Below are 15326 nucleotides of genomic sequence, written 5' to 3' on the forward strand. Positions count from 1 at the left end.
CGACCCCGGCGGGCCGCCCCCCGATATCCCGCACGCCATGTCTCCGTAACCATCGGTTCAGACGACCTTGCGACGCTCGCCGAATGAAGCCCGCCGTGCCCGAGCCTTCGCAGCCTCCCGGGGGAAATCGGCCCCGAGGAGACTCCACAGCGATCCCGCCCGCACGTTCCGACGCGCCGGTCACGCTCCTGGCGCGGAAGAATGGGGCCATGAGCCAGTCAGACGCCCAGGCCGAGGTCCAGCACGCGCAGCCCTCCGTGGGCTCCATCGCCGCGCACCGCCCGCACACCGTCGCCGCAGTGGTCTCCGATCTCGAGCCCGACATCGACGCCGACCTCGACACCTACGAGGAGGCGCCGTACGACGGACCGCAGCTGCCGCAGGGCCGCTTCCTCGACCGGGAACGCAGCTGGCTCGCGTTCAACGAGCGCGTTCTGGAACTCGCCGAGGATCCGAACACGCCCCTCCTCGAGCGAGCCAACTTCCTCGCCATCTTCGCCAGCAACCTGGACGAGTTCTTCATGGTCCGGGTGGCCGGTCTGAAGCGCCGTATCGCCACCGGGGTCGCCACCCGCTCGGCCTCCGGTCTCCAGCCGCGCGAGGTGCTGGAGATGATCTGGGCGCGCTCGCGCGAGCTCATGGCCCGGCACGCCGCTACCTACCACGAGGACATCGCCCCGGCCCTCGCGGAGGAGGGCATCCACCTGGTGCGCTGGGGCGAGCTGACGGAGAAGGAGCAGGCGCGGCTCTTCACGCTCTTCCGGCACCAGATCTTCCCGGTGCTCACCCCCCTCGCCGTCGACCCCGCGCACCCCTTCCCGTACATCTCGGGCCTCTCGCTGAACCTCGCGGTCGTCGTGCGCAACCCGGTCAGCGGCCACAAGCACTTCGCGCGCGTCAAGGTGCCGCCGCTGCTGACCCGCTTCCTGGAGAGCTCCCCCGGCCGCTACGTCCCCATCGAGGACGTCATCGGCGCGCACCTGGAGGAGCTGTTCCCGGGCATGGAGGTACTGGAGCACCACGCCTTCCGGCTCACCCGCAACGAGGACCTCGAGGTCGAGGAGGACGACGCCGAGAACCTCCTCCAGGCCCTGGAGAAGGAGCTCATGCGGCGCCGCTTCGGGCCGCCGGTGCGCCTGGAGGTCGAGGAGTCCATCGACCGCGAGGTGCTGGACCTGCTGGTGCGCGAGCTGAAGATCAGCGAGGCCGAGGTCTACCCGCTGCCGGGTCCGCTCGACCTCACCGGTCTCTTCCGCATCCACGGCCTCGACCGGCCCGAGCTGAAGTACAAGAAGTTCATCGCCGGCACCCACCGCGACCTCGCCGAGGTCGAGTCGGCGTCCCCGCCGGACATCTTCGCGGCGCTGCGCAGCCGGGACGTCCTGCTGCACCACCCGTACGACTCCTTCTCGACGTCCGTACAGGCCTTCCTGGAACAGGCGGCGCTCGACCCGGACGTCCTCGCCATCAAGCAGACCCTGTACCGGACCTCGGGCGACTCCCCGATAGTCGACGCGCTCATCGAGGCCGCCGAGTCCGGCAAGCAGGTCCTCGTCCTGGTCGAGATCAAGGCCCGCTTCGACGAGCACGCCAACATCAAGTGGGCGCGCAAGCTGGAGGAGGCCGGCTGCCACGTCGTCTACGGCCTCGTCGGCCTGAAGACGCACTGCAAGCTGTCGCTGGTGGTCCGTCAGGAGGGCGACACGCTAAGGCGCTACTGCCACGTCGGCACCGGCAACTACCACCCGAAGACGGCCCGGCTCTACGAGGACCTCGGGCTGCTCACCGCCGACCCGCAGGTCGGCGCGGACCTCTCCGACCTGTTCAACCGGCTCTCCGGCTACTCCCGCCGCGAGACCTACCGCCGTCTCCTCGTCGCCCCCAAATCCCTGCGGGACGGCCTGATCGCCCGCATCGACAAGGAGATCCAGCACCACCGCGCCGGACGGCCCGCGCACGTCCGCATCAAGGTCAACTCGATCGTCGACGAGGCCCTCATCGACTCTCTCTACCGCGCGTCCCAGGCGGGCGTGCCGGTCGACGTGTGGGTGCGCGGCATCTGCGCGGTGCGCCCGGGCGTGCCGGGCCTGTCGGACAACATCAGGGTCCGCTCCATCCTCGGCCGTTTCCTGGAGCACTCCCGGGTCTTCGGGTTCGGCAACGGCGGGGAACCCGAGGTGTGGATCGGCAGCGCCGACATGATGCACCGCAACCTCGACCGCCGTATCGAGGCCCTGGTCAGGGTCACCGACCCGGGCCACCGGGCGTCTTTGAACCGGGTCCTGGAGACGGGCATGTCCGACTCGACCGCCTCCTGGCACCTCGGCCCGGACGGTGAGTGGATCCGGCACTCGACCGACGCGGACGGCGCGCCCCTGCGCAACGTCCAGGAGATGCACATAGACGCCCGGAGGCGCCGGCGTGGCACAGCGACACCATGACCTGACGGACCCCGCGGCCGGGCCCGTGACCACCGGAAACGCCCTCGCGGGCTACCTCCGGGGCCAGGCCACGGAGTTCCTCCGCGCGCTGCGCCTGCACCGGGAGACGGGGGGCGCCACGTCGAACGGCCCGGCGGGCGCCTCGGCGGCCGGCGCGGCAGGCGCCGCGGCGAGCAGTGCGCAGGCGCGTGTCGACGCCGCCCGTGCCCTGCGCCGCTCGGCCCGTCGCATCAGCGGCAGCCTGCACACCTTCCGTCCGCTCCTCGAGCCCGAGTGGTCGGAGAGCATCCGTCCCGAACTGGCTTGGTTGTCCGGCACGTTGGCCCTGGAGCACGCGTACGGGGCCCGCCTGGAACGGCTGCTGCTGGCGCTGAACCGGCTGTCGGGCGCGACACCGGCGCCGGTGCCCACCCAGCTGGCCGGCCCGGCGGGCTCGAACGCGGGCGACCGGGCCGTCGCCCACCCGGTGGTCCCGGACCGCGGCAACCTCACCGTGGGCGCGGCGAAGGCCGGCGCCCTCCTGGACCGGCAGCTCACCCTCGCCCGCACCCGGGCCCACTCCACCGCCCTCCAGGCGCTGGGCTCCTCCCGCTTCCACGCCGTCGCGGACAAGGTCGCCGTCCTCGCCAGCGAGGTCCCTCTCGCCTCCGCCGCCTCCGCCACCGACCTGCGGCCCCTCGCCACGGCGGCCGCGGAACGTCTCGCCGACGCGGTCACCGCGCTGCCGCTGGTCACCGCGGGCAGCCCGTACAACGCGGAGGCCCTGGTCCACGGCCTCTCCCCGGACCCCGCCCCGCACCCGCAGGACGCGCCCTGGCACCAGGTCCGCCTGCTGCTGCGGCTGCACCGGTACTCCTGCGAGGTCGTGCACGGCCGGGGGACCCCCCTGGACGTCCGCCTGCTCACGGCGGGCGAGGCCCTCGACCGGCACCGCGACGCCTCGGAGGCGTCCTCGGCCGCGGCCCAGGCGGCCCGCACCCCCCGTATCGCGCCCGCGACGGCGTACGCGCTCGGCGTGCTGCACGCGGACCAGCGGCACGAGGTGGAGGCGGCGCGGTACGCGTTCCAGCGCTCGTGGCAGAAGCAGACCATCGCCGCACCCTGACCGAACAGGTGGTGAGAACCAGGATGAGCATCGCGGACAACCCCGACGGCACCCCCGCCGGCTCCCCTGACGACACCCTCGACGACGCTCCCGTCCAAGCGGCCGGCTGTGTGCTGTGGCGCCGCTCCCCGGGGGACGGCGGGCTGGAGCTCTGTCTCGTCCACCGTCCCAAGTACGACGACTGGTCCCACCCCAAGGGCAAGCTGAAACGTGGCGAGCACCCGCTCACGGGCGCCCTGCGCGAGGTCGAGGAGGAGACGGGCTACCGGGCCGCGCCCGGCGCCCGGCTGCCGACCGTGGACTACGAGGCGAACGGCCGGCCCAAGGAGGTCCGCTACTGGGCGGCCGAGGCCGTGTCCGGCGCGTTCACCCCGAACGACGAGGTCGACCGCCTCCTGTGGCTCCCTCCGCCGGCCGCCCGCGACCGGCTCACCCAGCCGAGGGACCGCACCCTCGTGGACGCTCTGCTGCACGTCCTGCACCTGGCATGACGGTCGGACGAACCCGGTGGTCGCCGGAATCGCTCCGTGTCCTCGACGTAAGCGTTCCGTGACCTAACCGCACCGTCCCCAGGGGTTCACCCCCCGTTCACTCCCGCCCGTAGGCGCCTTCACCTCATCTGCCTAATTTCGGCCTTACGCGGTGCGATGCGCGACCCGGGGGGTCGCGTCCGTGCCGAGCAGACTTCTGCATACCCCGCACGCCGCCGGATTTCAGGACGGCGGCTCCTGGAAGGAACTTCCCCAAGTGAAGCTTCAGCGCATGAACCGGCGGGCTCTCTCCCTCGGTGCTCTCGCCGTCTCCGGCGCCCTGGCCCTCACGGCGTGCGGCTCCGACGACACCGGCACCAGCGGCGGCAGCAGCTCCTCCGCCACCGCGGCCGCCGGATCCATCAAGTGTGACGACGCCAAGGGCCAGCTCCTGGCCGACGGCTCCTCCGCGCAGAAGAACGCGATCGACGCGTGGGTCAAGAACTTCACGCAGGCCTGCTCGGGCGTCCAGGTCAACTACAAGGGCTCCGGCTCGGGCGCCGGTGTCACCGCGTTCACGCAGGGCCAGGTCGCCTTCGCCGGCTCGGACTCCGCGCTGAAGCCCGAGGACGTCACCGCCTCCAAGTCGGTCTGCACCGGCGGCCAGGGCATCGACCTGCCGATGGTGGCCGGCCCGATCGCCGTCGCCTTCAACGTCTCGGGCGTGGACAACCTCGTACTCGACGCCGCGACGATCGCCAAGATCTTCGACGGCAAGATCACCAACTGGAACGACGCCGCGATCGCCAAGCTCAACCCCGGCGCGCAGCTGCCCGACCTCAAGATCCAGCCGTACCACCGCTCGGACGAGTCCGGCACCACGGACAACTTCACCAAGTACCTGATCGCCGCCACCCCGGACAACTGGAAGTACTCCGGCGGAAAGGCCTGGCAGGCCAAGGGCGGCCAGGCCGCGGCCGGCTCCTCCGGTGTCGCCCAGGGCGTCAAGCAGACCAACGGCGCGATCGGCTACATGGAGCTGTCGTACGCCAAGGACGGTCTCGGCACCGTCGCCGTCGACACGGGCGCCTCGGCCCCGGTCAAGGCCTCCTCCGACGGCGCCACCAAGGCCGTCGCCGCCGCGCAGGTCGTCGGCACCGGCAGCGACCTGTCGCTGAAGCTGGACTACAACACCAAGGCCGAGGGCGCCTACCCGCTCACCCTGGTCACGTACGAGATCGCCTGCGACAAGGGCAACAAGGCCGCCACCCTGCCGGCCACCAAGGCGTTCCTGCGCTACATCGCCGGCGAGGACGGTCAGGGCATCCTCTCGGGCATCGACTACGCGCCGATCCCCGACGCCATCATCTCCAAGGTCCGCACCACCATCGAGGGCCTGAGCTGATCTGAGCGGTGCGGTCCGGCGCCGGGGTCCACCCGGTCCGGACCGCACCCGTCCGGTGCACCGCCGCCAGGGGCCGCCCGCAATCCGGCCCCACCCGAGCCGCCCCCACACCGCAGGCGGCTCCGCAGACCGGAGACCTCCATGGACATATCGACACAGAACACAGACACGGACGACACCCCACCCCCCGCGAGCCCCGCGACCCCGCCGCCCGTCTCCGCCGAGCAGAAGCGCGCGGCCCGCGGCGCCACCCGACCCGGTGACCGGATCTTCCTCGGTCTCTCCCGCGGCTCGGGCATCTTCCTGTTGGTGATCATGGCCGCGATCGCGGTCTTCCTCACCTACCGGGCGACGCTTGCCATCAGCAAGGACGACGCCAACTTCCTGACCGCGTTCGAGTGGAACACCAGCCTCGTCCCGCCGAAGTTCGGTATCGCGGTCCTGGCCTTCGGCACGGTGGTCTCCTCGATCATCGCGATGGTCATCGCGGTCCCGATCGCCGTCGCCATCGCCCTCTTCATCACCCACTACGCCCCGCGCCGCATGAGCGGCCCCGTCGCGTACGTGATCGACCTGCTCGCCGCCGTCCCGTCCATCGTGTACGGCCTCTGGGGCGCCCTGGTCCTCGTACCGCACATGGCCGGCCTGTTCGGCTGGCTGAACGACTACCTCGGCTGGACCGGCGTCTTCTCCTGGGACGACGGCGCCCCGCGCTCGATGCTCACGGTGGGCATCCTGCTGGCCGTGATGATCCTTCCGGTCATCACCAACGTCAGCCGCGAGGTCTTCCGCCAGGTCCCGCAGATGCACGAGGAGGCGGCCCTGGCGCTGGGCGCCACCCGCTGGGAGGTCATCCGCATGTCGGTGCTCCCCTTCGGCCGCTCCGGAGTCATCTCGGCCTCGATGCTGGGCCTCGGCCGCGCACTCGGCGAGACGATGGCGGTGGCCACGGTCCTCTCCCCCGACTTCGACATCCACGCCAGCCTCCTCAACCCCGGTGGCGGCACCTTCGCCCAGAACATCGCCAGCAAGTTCAACGAGGCGACGGAGTTCGGCCGTGACGCGCTCATCGCCTCCGGTCTGGTCCTGTTCGTCATCACCCTGCTGGTCAACGGCGCGGCACGCATGATCATCGCCCGCCGCAGTGAGTACTCGGGGGCCAACGCATGAGCCACGCAGCAGCAGTAGCCGACAAGTCCCCGAGCACGCTCCGCGCCGCCAGCCTGCCGAGGTGGTCCCCCTGGGCCATCGCGGGCGGTTCGCTCGTCCTCGCGATCGTCATCGGTCTGGCCGGCGGCCTGGACAGCAAGGTCCAGTGGGGCGTGATCGCCGGTCTCCTCTTCGTCCTCGGCACCTTCGGCATCGCCGCCAAGGTGGAGGGCCGCCGCCAGGCGAAGGACCGGGTGGCGACCAGTCTGGTCTGGGTGGCGTTCCTGCTGGCCGTGGTCCCGCTGGTCTCCCTCCTCTGGACGACGATCCAGCGCGGTGTGAAGGTCCTGGACGTCTACTTCCTCACCCACTCCATGGGCGTGGTCGCGGACAGCGAGCCGGGCGGCGGCATCTACCACGCGATCCTCGGCAGCCTGGAGCAGGTGGGCCTGGCGACCGCGATCGGCGCCCCCATCGGCATCCTGACGGCGATCTACCTGGTGGAGTACGGCCGGGGCGCCCTGGCGAAGTCGGTCACGTTCTTCGTGGACGTCATGACCGGCATCCCGTCGATCGTCGCGGGCCTGTTCATCCTCAGCCTGATGCTGATGTTCGACATGCAGCCCTTCGGCTTCGCGGGCTCCCTCGCCCTGGCGATCCTGATGATGCCGGTGGTCGTACGCTCGACAGAGGAAATGCTGAAGCTGGTCCCGAACGAGCTGCGCGAGGCGTCGCTCGCTCTCGGCGTCCCGAAGTGGCGCACGATCCTGAAGGTGGTAGTCCCGACCTCGATCGGAGGCATCATCACAGGCGTGATGCTGGCGATCGCCCGTATCGCGGGCGAGACGGCGCCGGTCCTGCTCCTCGTCTTCGGTAACCCCTTCATCAACGCGAACCCCTTCGAGGGCGCGCAGGCCTCGCTCCCGCTGTACATCTACCAGCAGTACTCGCAGAGCGCGGGCTCGACGGCGGCCTACGACCGCGCCTGGGCGGCGTCGCTCACGCTGATCGCCTTCGTGATGATCCTGAACCTGGTGGCCCGTGGCATCGCCCGCTGGAAGGCCCCGAAGACCGGTCGCTGAAGCAGCGATCCGCGGCCGAAGCCGCACGGGCCCCCCTCAGCGACCGACTGGAAGTGAAGTAGACAAAAATGGCGAAGCGAATCGACGTAAGCGGACTGACCGCCTACTACGGATCCCACAAGGCGATCGACGACATCTCGATGACGGTGGAACCGCGCTCGGTGACGGCCTTCATCGGCCCCTCCGGCTGCGGCAAGTCGACGTTCCTGCGCACTCTGAACCGTATGCACGAGGTGACGTCGGGCGGCCGGGTCGAGGGCAAGGTGCTCCTGGACGACGAGGACCTGTACGCGGCGGGCGTGGACCCCGTCTCGGTCCGCCGCGAGGTCGGCATGGTCTTCCAGCGCCCGAACCCGTTCCCCACCATGTCGATCTTCGACAACGTGGCGGCGGGCCTGCGCCTCAACGGCTCGTACAAGAAGAGCGAGCTGGCGGACGTCGTCGAGAAGTCCCTCCAGGGCGCGAACCTCTGGAACGAGGTCAAGGACCGCCTCAACAAGCCCGGCTCGGGCCTCTCGGGCGGCCAGCAGCAGCGGCTGTGCATCGCCCGCGCCATCGCGGTGGAACCGAAGGTCCTGCTGATGGACGAGCCGTGCTCGGCCCTGGACCCCATCTCCACCCTGGCGATCGAGGACCTGATCGGCGAGCTCAAGGAGCTCTTCACGATCGTCATCGTGACGCACAACATGCAGCAGGCGGCGCGCGTCTCGGACCGCACGGCCTTCTTCAACCTGTCCGCCGTCGGCCAGCCCGGCAAGCTGATCGAGATCGACGACACGGAGCGGATCTTCTCCAACCCGTCGGTCCAGGCAACGGAGGACTACATCTCGGGCCGCTTCGGCTGAGCCGCGTCCCCTCCCCCAGACCCCTCGCGGTGCTGCATGGCGGTGCCACCGCGAGGACGCAAAGGGCCCGCCCTCCGACTCGGAGGGCGGGCCCACGCGTTGCCTCCGGCGGTTGGACGCGGACGAAACCGGGGTACTGGGGCGAAGCCCGGAGACGCGGGGGCGAGTCCCCGCCGACGTCCGAGCGAAGCCCGGCGCCAGGGTCCGGGGCGGAGCCCCGTGACGGGACCTCTCCCCCCACCGAGCCGGACGGGCGGGTGGGCAGAGCCCCTACAGAAACGCCAGGTCCACGAGCCAGAACGCGCACGCCGCGACAAGCCCGGCCGCCGGCATCGTGATGAACCAGCCGAGCACGATGTTCTTGGCGACCCCCCACCGCACGGCATTGATCCGCTTCGTCGCCCCGACACCCATGATCGCCGAGGTGATCACATGTGTCGTGGAGATCGGCGCCTTGAACAGGAACGCCGTGGTGAACATGATCGACGCCCCGGTCGTCTCCGCGGCGAACCCCTGCGGCGGATCAAGCTCGATGATCTTCCGCCCCAGAGTCCGCATGATGCGCCACCCACCGGCATACGTGCCCAGCGAGAGCATCACCGCGCAAGCGATCTTCACCCACACCGGGATCGGATCGTCGGCCCCCTGCACATCGCCGATGACGAGCGCCATCACCACGATGCCCATCGTCTTCTGCGCGTCCTGGAGACCGTGCCCCAGCGCCATACCCGCGGCCGAAACCGTCTGGGCGATCCGGAAGCCCCGCTTCGCCTTGTGCGGGTTGGACCGGCGGAACATCCACAGGATCGCCGTCATCACCAGGTAACCGACGATGAGCCCCACCACCGGCGAGATGAACATCGGAATGACGACCTTGTCGAGGACGCCGGACCAGATGACCTCCGTGCCGCCGGCGAGCGCCGCGCCCACCATGCCGCCGAACAGCGCGTGCGAGGACGACGAAGGCAGGCCGAAGTACCAGGTGACGAGATTCCAGACGATCGCCCCGATCAGCGCGGCGAAGAGGATCCCCATCCCCTTCGACCCCTCGGGCGTCTCGATCAGCCCCTTGCTGACGGTGTGCGCGACCCCGCTCCCGAGGAACGCGCCGGCGAGGTTCATCACCGCGGCCATGGCCAGCGCCGCCCGAGGCGTCAGCGCGCGGGTGGAAACGGACGTGGCAATGGCGTTCGCGGAGTCGTGAAAGCCGTTCGTGTAAGTGAATCCGAGCGCGACGCCAATGGTCACGATCAGAGCGAAGGTGTCCATGAAGGGCTCAGGACTCCTTGACCGCGATGGTCTCCACCGTGTTGGCCACGTGCTCGAAGGCGTCGGCGGCCTCCTCCAGCACATCCACGATCTGCTTCAGCTTGAGCACCTCGATGGCCTCGTACTTGCCGTTGAAGAGATGCGCGAGCAGCTTGCGGTGGATCTGGTCGGCCTGGTTCTCGAGCCGGTTGACCTCGATCCAGTACTCGGTGAGGTTCTCCATGGTCCGCAGGTTCGGCATGGCCTCGGCCGTCAGCTCCGCCGCCCGTGCCAGCACCTCGATCTGCTGCTCGACGCCCTTGGGCAGTTCCTCCACGTTGTAGAGGACGACCAGGTCGACGGCCTCCTCCATGAAGTCCATGATGTCGTCGAGGGAGGACGCGAGGTTGTAGATGTCCTCGCGGTCGAAGGGCGTGATGAACGAGGAGTTCAGCTGGTGGAAGATCGCATGGGTGGCGTCGTCACCTGCGTGTTCCGCGGCCCGCATACGCTCTGCGATCTCGGCCCGGCCGGCGGGGTCCGCCCCGAGCAGTTCCATCAGGAGTTTCGAGCCCGTGACGATGTTGTCCGCGGATGCGGCGAACATGTCGTAGAAGCTCGTCTCCCTGGGGGTCAGACGAAAGCGCACGTGGGGTCCTCAGGATGCATCGGTTTCGGTCAGGCTGATGCTAGGCGCATCATCCGGCCACGGCTAATGGGCCGTCCCCCAGTGTCGCCCATCGGGTAGAGCGACCGGGAGGGGGGCGACCGGCAACGGAAAGACCGGCGAAACCCCTGCTCGGGCCGTATACCCGCCGAAGTTCGGTACGATATACCCAGTAGGGGTATGTATGTGGAGCCGGAGCGCTGGAGGACATGATGACGACCACAGAGGCCGGCGAAGACGCAGCCGAATCCACGGCGGGCGTGGAGCACGTGCCCGGGGCGGTCCACGGCTACCACAAGCAGAAGGACGAGCACCTCAAACGCCTGCGCCGGATCGAGGGCCAGATCCGCGGCCTCCAGCGCATGGTCGACGAGGACACCTACTGCATCGACATACTCACCCAGGTGTCCGCCTCCACCAAGGCCCTGCAGTCCTTCGCGCTGCAACTCCTGGAGGAACACCTGCGCCACTGCGTCGCCGACGCGGCCCTGAGGGGCGGCGACGAGATCGACGCGAAGGTGGAAGAGGCGACGAAGGCCATCGGCCGCCTCCTCCGCACCTGATCCGCGGCCCGCACCGGACGCGCGTCCCCACGCCGACGGCACCAGGCCGCGCGCCCCGGGTCACCCGTTCATTCCGCCTCCGCCGCCCGTTCCTCCCGCACCCGCAGTACCAGGTCGATGCTCTCGAGACTGAGCCGTTCCTCCCCGGCCGCCGACGCGGCGATGATCAGCTCCCCGCACAGCTCGATCTCGGCGAGGGCCACGTGGTCCTGAACTGCCGTACCGCCGCCCGGAGCCACGCGCGTCACCTCGTCTCTGCCGTCACCGGCTTCCTAGAGTAGGGAGCGCTATACACCGAGCGCATGGCACGGACGGGCTAGTCCTTGTGTCCACCCTGTGGCCGAAAACACTCGTCCCGACCCGCCCGCCCCGCGCTCCGACCGGCCCGGCACGGACTCACTCCTCCGCGATCCGCCCCGCGTAGATGTCTCCGACGGCCGGAAGCCGCACCTCGACGGGCGCCCCGAAGTCGTACAACAAGGTCGTGGAGGCCACCGCCACGGCCTCCTTCCGCTGCCCGTTCACGAAGCTGAACCGGTGCCGGACCTTACGGATGCGTCCTTCGTCGTCGAGGTAGACGTCGAACGGCACCCGCGCCGTGGCGAACCCTTTCGCCGCCGCCCGCAGCGCGTCCCGCCCGCCCGCCGACGCGTCCCGGGCGGCCATCGCCAGATCGGCGGTCCCGCGGTAGTGCCGCACCGCCGTCCCGGCCACCTCGGTCCGCCCCACGTACGTCGCCGTACGCGTCCCCCGCAGCACCTCGGCGGCGGCGAACGGATCGGTGGCCCCGCCGGTCACCAGGTTCCCGTCGGACAGGGCCGCCGTGTCCACCCGCACCCACTTGTCGTCCGGCACCCCGTCCCGGTTCTTCATGAACAGGGCCCCGGGCGCGAGGAGTTCGGTGATGGGGCGGTGCTCACTGGTTCCGGCCGGGTCCTGCGGCAGCAGCACCTTCAGCTCCCCGAGCTGCTTGCGGTAGTCGTACCCGCCCTGGCCGCGGATGGTCACCCGGGTCCCGCCCGTGGCCATCTCCATCGACGTACGCGCCTTCGAGGTGCCCGCCTCGACGAGGGTGTCGGCCGCCCGGTGCAACATCCCGACGGGGTCGGCGGCCCGGCCGTCGTCCGCCGCGGCCCCGCCTGCGGTACACCCGGCGGCACCCGCGCAGACCCCCGCCACGAGCCCCGAAAGAACCACCGCACCCACCAGCCCGCGCTGCCGTTCCGCCATGGCCTGTGCACCCCCAACCGGTATGTCCGTCACGGGACCCCTGTCGTTCCGGTTAACGACGGGTAAGTGCCCCCGTCACGCTGGCGCCGAAGGCTTGCGACCGCCGTACGGGTCCTTCCGCCGAACCTGGGTAACGTTGTCTTTGTGACGCAGCAGGACGGCTCGGCCCACCCCCGCACCGACGGGGAACACAGCACCACGACCGTCGAACAGGGCAGGTTCTGCCTGGCCCGTTGCACCTGCGGCTGGCGCGGCCCGGCCCGCAGAGCGAGAAGCATGGCGAGAACGGACGGACAGCGCCACGTCGGCGACTGACCGGCTGACGTCACCGTTCCGTCACCGCTGGCACCCGCCGGAACCTGTGGTCCCATGACCCCGTCTCGCTCCATGAAGCCGACAGGCGGTCGAGGGCGGTCGAGGGAAGGCGCGAGAACATGGAACGTCGTACGTTCATCGCAGGCGGCACGGCCGCGGTCGCTGCGGCGGCGACCGCGTGCAAGGCGAACGGCGGCGGTGCGGGCGCCTCCGCCTCGGCCGACGGGGCCACCACGACAGCCACGACGGCCCCCCTGACCACGACCAGCGTCGCCGCCCCCGCCAACTGGACCGCGCTCGCCCGCGACCTGGACGGCACCCTCGTCCGCCCCGGCGAGGCCTCCTGGGCCGCGGCCCGCCAGCTGTACAACACCCGTTTCGACAGCCTCAAGCCGGCGGCGGTGGCCTATGTCGCCCACGCCGACGACATCCGCACGGTGCTGGCGTACGCCCGCGCCCACAGGATCAAGGCCGCGATCCGCAACGGCGGCCACTCCTACGGCGGTTGGTCCTCGGGCGACGGCCGGCTGATCGTCGACGTGTCCAAGCTGAACCGGGTCCGGGCGAGCGGCGGCTCGGCGGTGGTCGGCGCGGGCGCGAAGCTGATCGACGTCTACCGGGCGCTCGCCGCGAAGGGCGTGACGATCCCGGCGGGTTCCTGCCCGACGGTCGGCGTCTCCGGTCTGGTGCTGGGCGGCGGCCACGGCGTCGTCTCCCGCGCCTACGGCCTGACCTGCGACAGCCTCACCCGGGCCACGGTCATCACCGCGGACGGCAAGCAGCTCACCGCCGACGCGACGACGAACAAGGACCTGTTCTGGGCTCTGCGCGGCGCGGGCAACGGCAACTTCGGCGTCGTCACGGAGCTGGAGTTCAGGACCCACCCCGCGCCCCAGGCGGTGACGGGCTATCTCACCTGGCCCTGGTCGAGGGCGGCGGCGGTGATGAAGGCCTGGCAGGAGTGGGGCCCGTCCCAGCCCGACGAGATCTGGTCCTCCCTGCATGTGGCGAACGCGACGGGCGGCACACCCACCATCTCGGTCGCCGCGTTCTGCATCGGTACGTACGGTCAGCTCCAGAACGCGGTGGACCGGCTGGCGGACCGCGTGGGCGCCCCCGCGACGAACGTCTCCCTGCGCCGCCGTACGTACGAGGCGGCGATGGAGATCTACGCCGGCTGCTCGTCCTTCACCTCCGACGCCCAGTGCCATCTGCCGGGCTCGACGCCGGGCCGCTCCCCACAGGGCGCGCTGGGCCGGGAGACCTACGCGGCCCGCTCGGACTTCTTCGACGTCTCGCTCTCGGCTGCGGGCATCCAGACCCTGCTGAAGCAGATGAAGTCGGTCCAGGGCGGCGCGGGCAGCATCGCGCTGACGGCGTTGGGCGGCGCGGTGAACCGCGTGTCCCCCACGGCCACGGCGTTCGTCCACCGCCGCTCACGCATGCTGGCGCAGTACATCGCGTCGTGGCGGGCGGGTACGACGGGGACGGCGGCCCAGTCCTGGCTGAACACGGCCCACAAGGCGATGGCCCCGTACGCCTCGGGCGCCGCCTACCAGAACTACGCGGACCCGACCCTCACCAACTGGCGCAAGGCGTACTACGGCGCCGCGCTCCCCCGCCTGACCCAGCTGAAGAAGCAGTACGACCCGAACGGCTTCTTCACCTACCCCCAGGCCCTCTGAGACACCACCGGAACCCCGGCGGGACCTGAGCCCCGGGGCGTCCGGCGGATCATGCCGGCGACGCGCGGCCTGGCACGCTCACCCGCTGGTGAGACACCACTGCCTTCCTCCGACCGGATCGCGTGGAGGTGCTGGGTGAGACGACGTGCCGGACTTCCCGGACGTCGCAGTCACGGAGATGTGTACGGCCGTAATGGCGGCGAGATTTCTGACGTGTCGTGCCGGTGGGCCGGATCAGTGGGCGAAGGCGACAGACGCGGCGAGATCCTTCTGGGTTTCGAGCGCGGTGAGGCGTTCGGTGAGTGCCGAGTGGATTGCGCTGTAGGTGTCGGAGCCGAGAGTCAGGCGCAGGGGCGGGCTCGGGTGGCGGGTGGTGTCGTAGATGGCGGCGGCGAGCTTGGCAGGGTCGCCGGTGAAGACGCTCTCGTCCGCGGTTTCCAGGTAGCGCCGGGTCTGGCCGACGGCATTGTCGCGGTAGACGGTCGTTTCGGTGGTGTATCGCAGAGCTGAGGCGAAGCCGGTGCGGGTGGCGCCGGGCTCGACCAGAGTGAGGTGAATGTCGAAGTCGGAGACCTCGCGGCTGACGCTCTCGGTGAAGCCCTCCAGCCCCCACTTGCCCGCGTGATATGAGCTGTGCGTGGGGATACCGACCTGTCCGCCCACGCTGGAGATCTGGATGACCCGGCCTCCGCCCTGCTCACGCATCGGCTGCAGGAAGGCACGGGTGATCACCATCGGCGCGAGCAGGAGGACCTCGATCTGGTCACGGATCTGCTCGACGGTCATTTCCTCGGCGGCGCCCACAACCGCGTATCCGGCGTTGTTGACGACAATGTCCACCGGCCCGGACCGGAGAGTCCTGCTGACCACCTCGTCCACGTCGGCCGGCCGTGTGAGGTCGAGGATCTCGACAGTCAGCCGGTCGCCGTGCGCCTCACGCAGGTCTTCCAGAGCTGCGGGGCGGCGGACCGTCGCCGTGACGCGGTCGCCGTTCCGGAGGGCGTGCTCGGTGAGATGGCGACCCAGCCCACCGGAGGCTCCGGTGACGAACCAGTGCCGTGAGGCCTTGTCGGAGGGAGCGGGCATGGGAGTCTCCTGGAGTAGAGTGATACCGGAACTCA

General features: G+C 70.2%; 15 protein-coding genes. 10 read left to right on the top strand and 5 right to left on the bottom strand.

The genetic code is table 11. From position 1 onward, the window contains the following. The first annotated feature begins 83 nt into the window (after positions 1-83). From ACIPFH_RS29550 to pstB, 7 genes are all read left to right on the top strand, one after another. Entirely contained in the window at positions 84-2441 is a 2358-nt protein-coding gene (locus ACIPFH_RS29550) for an RNA degradosome polyphosphate kinase (RefSeq protein WP_401831077.1), read from the top strand. Beyond that, a complete protein-coding gene (locus ACIPFH_RS29555) occupies positions 2422-3546 on the top strand; it encodes a CHAD domain-containing protein (RefSeq protein WP_401831079.1) in 1125 nt (374 codons plus the stop codon). Before ACIPFH_RS29550 ends, ACIPFH_RS29555 begins: the two co-directional genes overlap by 20 nt. 23 nt (positions 3547-3569) lie before the next feature. Next, a complete protein-coding gene (locus ACIPFH_RS29560; protein WP_401831081.1) occupies positions 3570-4037 on the top strand; it encodes an NUDIX hydrolase in 468 nt (155 codons plus the stop codon). A 256-nt stretch (positions 4038-4293) separates the two neighbouring features. After that, positions 4294-5421, top strand: a complete 1128-nt coding sequence (gene pstS / locus ACIPFH_RS29565; RefSeq protein ID WP_401831083.1) for a phosphate ABC transporter substrate-binding protein PstS — start codon at positions 4294-4296, stop codon at positions 5419-5421. A gap of 141 nt (positions 5422-5562) precedes the next feature. After that, the gene (gene pstC / locus ACIPFH_RS29570) at positions 5563-6591 is read left to right on the top strand and encodes a phosphate ABC transporter permease subunit PstC (RefSeq protein WP_401831086.1); all 1029 of its coding nucleotides are present in this window, start codon (positions 5563-5565) and stop codon (positions 6589-6591) included. Further along, positions 6588-7652: a phosphate ABC transporter permease PstA gene (pstA, locus tag ACIPFH_RS29575; protein WP_401831087.1), complete on the top strand. Its 1065-nt coding sequence runs from the start codon at positions 6588-6590 to the stop codon at positions 7650-7652. The genes pstC and pstA overlap by 4 nt, the downstream gene beginning before the upstream one ends. A 68-nt stretch (positions 7653-7720) precedes the next feature. Then, positions 7721-8497 carry a phosphate ABC transporter ATP-binding protein PstB gene (gene pstB, locus ACIPFH_RS29580; RefSeq protein WP_401831089.1) on the top strand — a complete coding sequence of 259 codons (777 nt, stop codon included), beginning with the start codon at positions 7721-7723 and terminating at the stop codon, positions 8495-8497. A gap of 270 nt (positions 8498-8767) precedes the next feature. Here the strand turns inward: pstB and ACIPFH_RS29585 are convergent, their stop codons facing one another. Beyond that, a complete protein-coding gene (locus ACIPFH_RS29585) occupies positions 8768-9766 on the bottom strand; it encodes an anion permease (protein WP_401831091.1) in 999 nt (332 codons plus the stop codon). 7 nt (positions 9767-9773) lie between these two features. Beyond that, positions 9774-10394 carry a DUF47 domain-containing protein gene (locus tag ACIPFH_RS29590; RefSeq protein ID WP_057579445.1) on the bottom strand — a complete coding sequence of 207 codons (621 nt, stop codon included), beginning with the start codon at positions 10392-10394 and terminating at the stop codon, positions 9774-9776. A gap of 230 nt (positions 10395-10624) precedes the next feature. On the opposite strand from ACIPFH_RS29590, the gene ACIPFH_RS29595 reads away from it, so the two are divergent. Continuing rightward, on the top strand, positions 10625-10975 hold the full coding sequence (locus ACIPFH_RS29595) for a metal-sensitive transcriptional regulator (RefSeq protein WP_401831168.1): 351 nt from the start codon (positions 10625-10627) through the stop codon (positions 10973-10975). Positions 10976-11043: 68 nt separating this feature from the next. Here the strand turns inward: ACIPFH_RS29595 and ACIPFH_RS29600 are convergent, their stop codons facing one another. Together ACIPFH_RS29600 and ACIPFH_RS29605 are read right to left on the bottom strand one after the other, a co-directional pair. Continuing rightward, a complete protein-coding gene (locus tag ACIPFH_RS29600; RefSeq protein ID WP_356257928.1) occupies positions 11044-11223 on the bottom strand; it encodes a hypothetical protein in 180 nt (59 codons plus the stop codon). Positions 11224-11371: 148 nt separating this feature from the next. Next, on the bottom strand, positions 11372-12205 hold the full coding sequence (locus tag ACIPFH_RS29605; protein WP_356257931.1) for a hypothetical protein: 834 nt from the start codon (positions 12203-12205) through the stop codon (positions 11372-11374). A 144-nt stretch (positions 12206-12349) separates the two neighbouring features. On the opposite strand from ACIPFH_RS29605, the gene ACIPFH_RS29610 reads away from it, so the two are divergent. Together ACIPFH_RS29610 and ACIPFH_RS29615 are read left to right on the top strand one after the other, a co-directional pair. After that, a complete protein-coding gene (locus tag ACIPFH_RS29610) occupies positions 12350-12520 on the top strand; it encodes a hypothetical protein (protein ID WP_356257934.1) in 171 nt (56 codons plus the stop codon). Positions 12521-12639: 119 nt separating this feature from the next. Further along, positions 12640-14205, top strand: a complete 1566-nt coding sequence (locus ACIPFH_RS29615; protein ID WP_401831092.1) for an FAD-binding oxidoreductase — start codon at positions 12640-12642, stop codon at positions 14203-14205. A gap of 234 nt (positions 14206-14439) precedes the next feature. Here the strand turns inward: ACIPFH_RS29615 and ACIPFH_RS29620 are convergent, their stop codons facing one another. Further along, positions 14440-15291: an SDR family oxidoreductase gene (locus tag ACIPFH_RS29620; RefSeq protein WP_401831093.1), complete on the bottom strand. Its 852-nt coding sequence runs from the start codon at positions 15289-15291 to the stop codon at positions 14440-14442. Positions 15292-15326 lie beyond the last annotated feature (35 nt).

Source organism: Streptomyces sp. NPDC088157, from assembly GCF_044741545.1.
Taxonomy (GTDB): domain Bacteria; phylum Actinomycetota; class Actinomycetes; order Streptomycetales; family Streptomycetaceae; genus Streptomyces.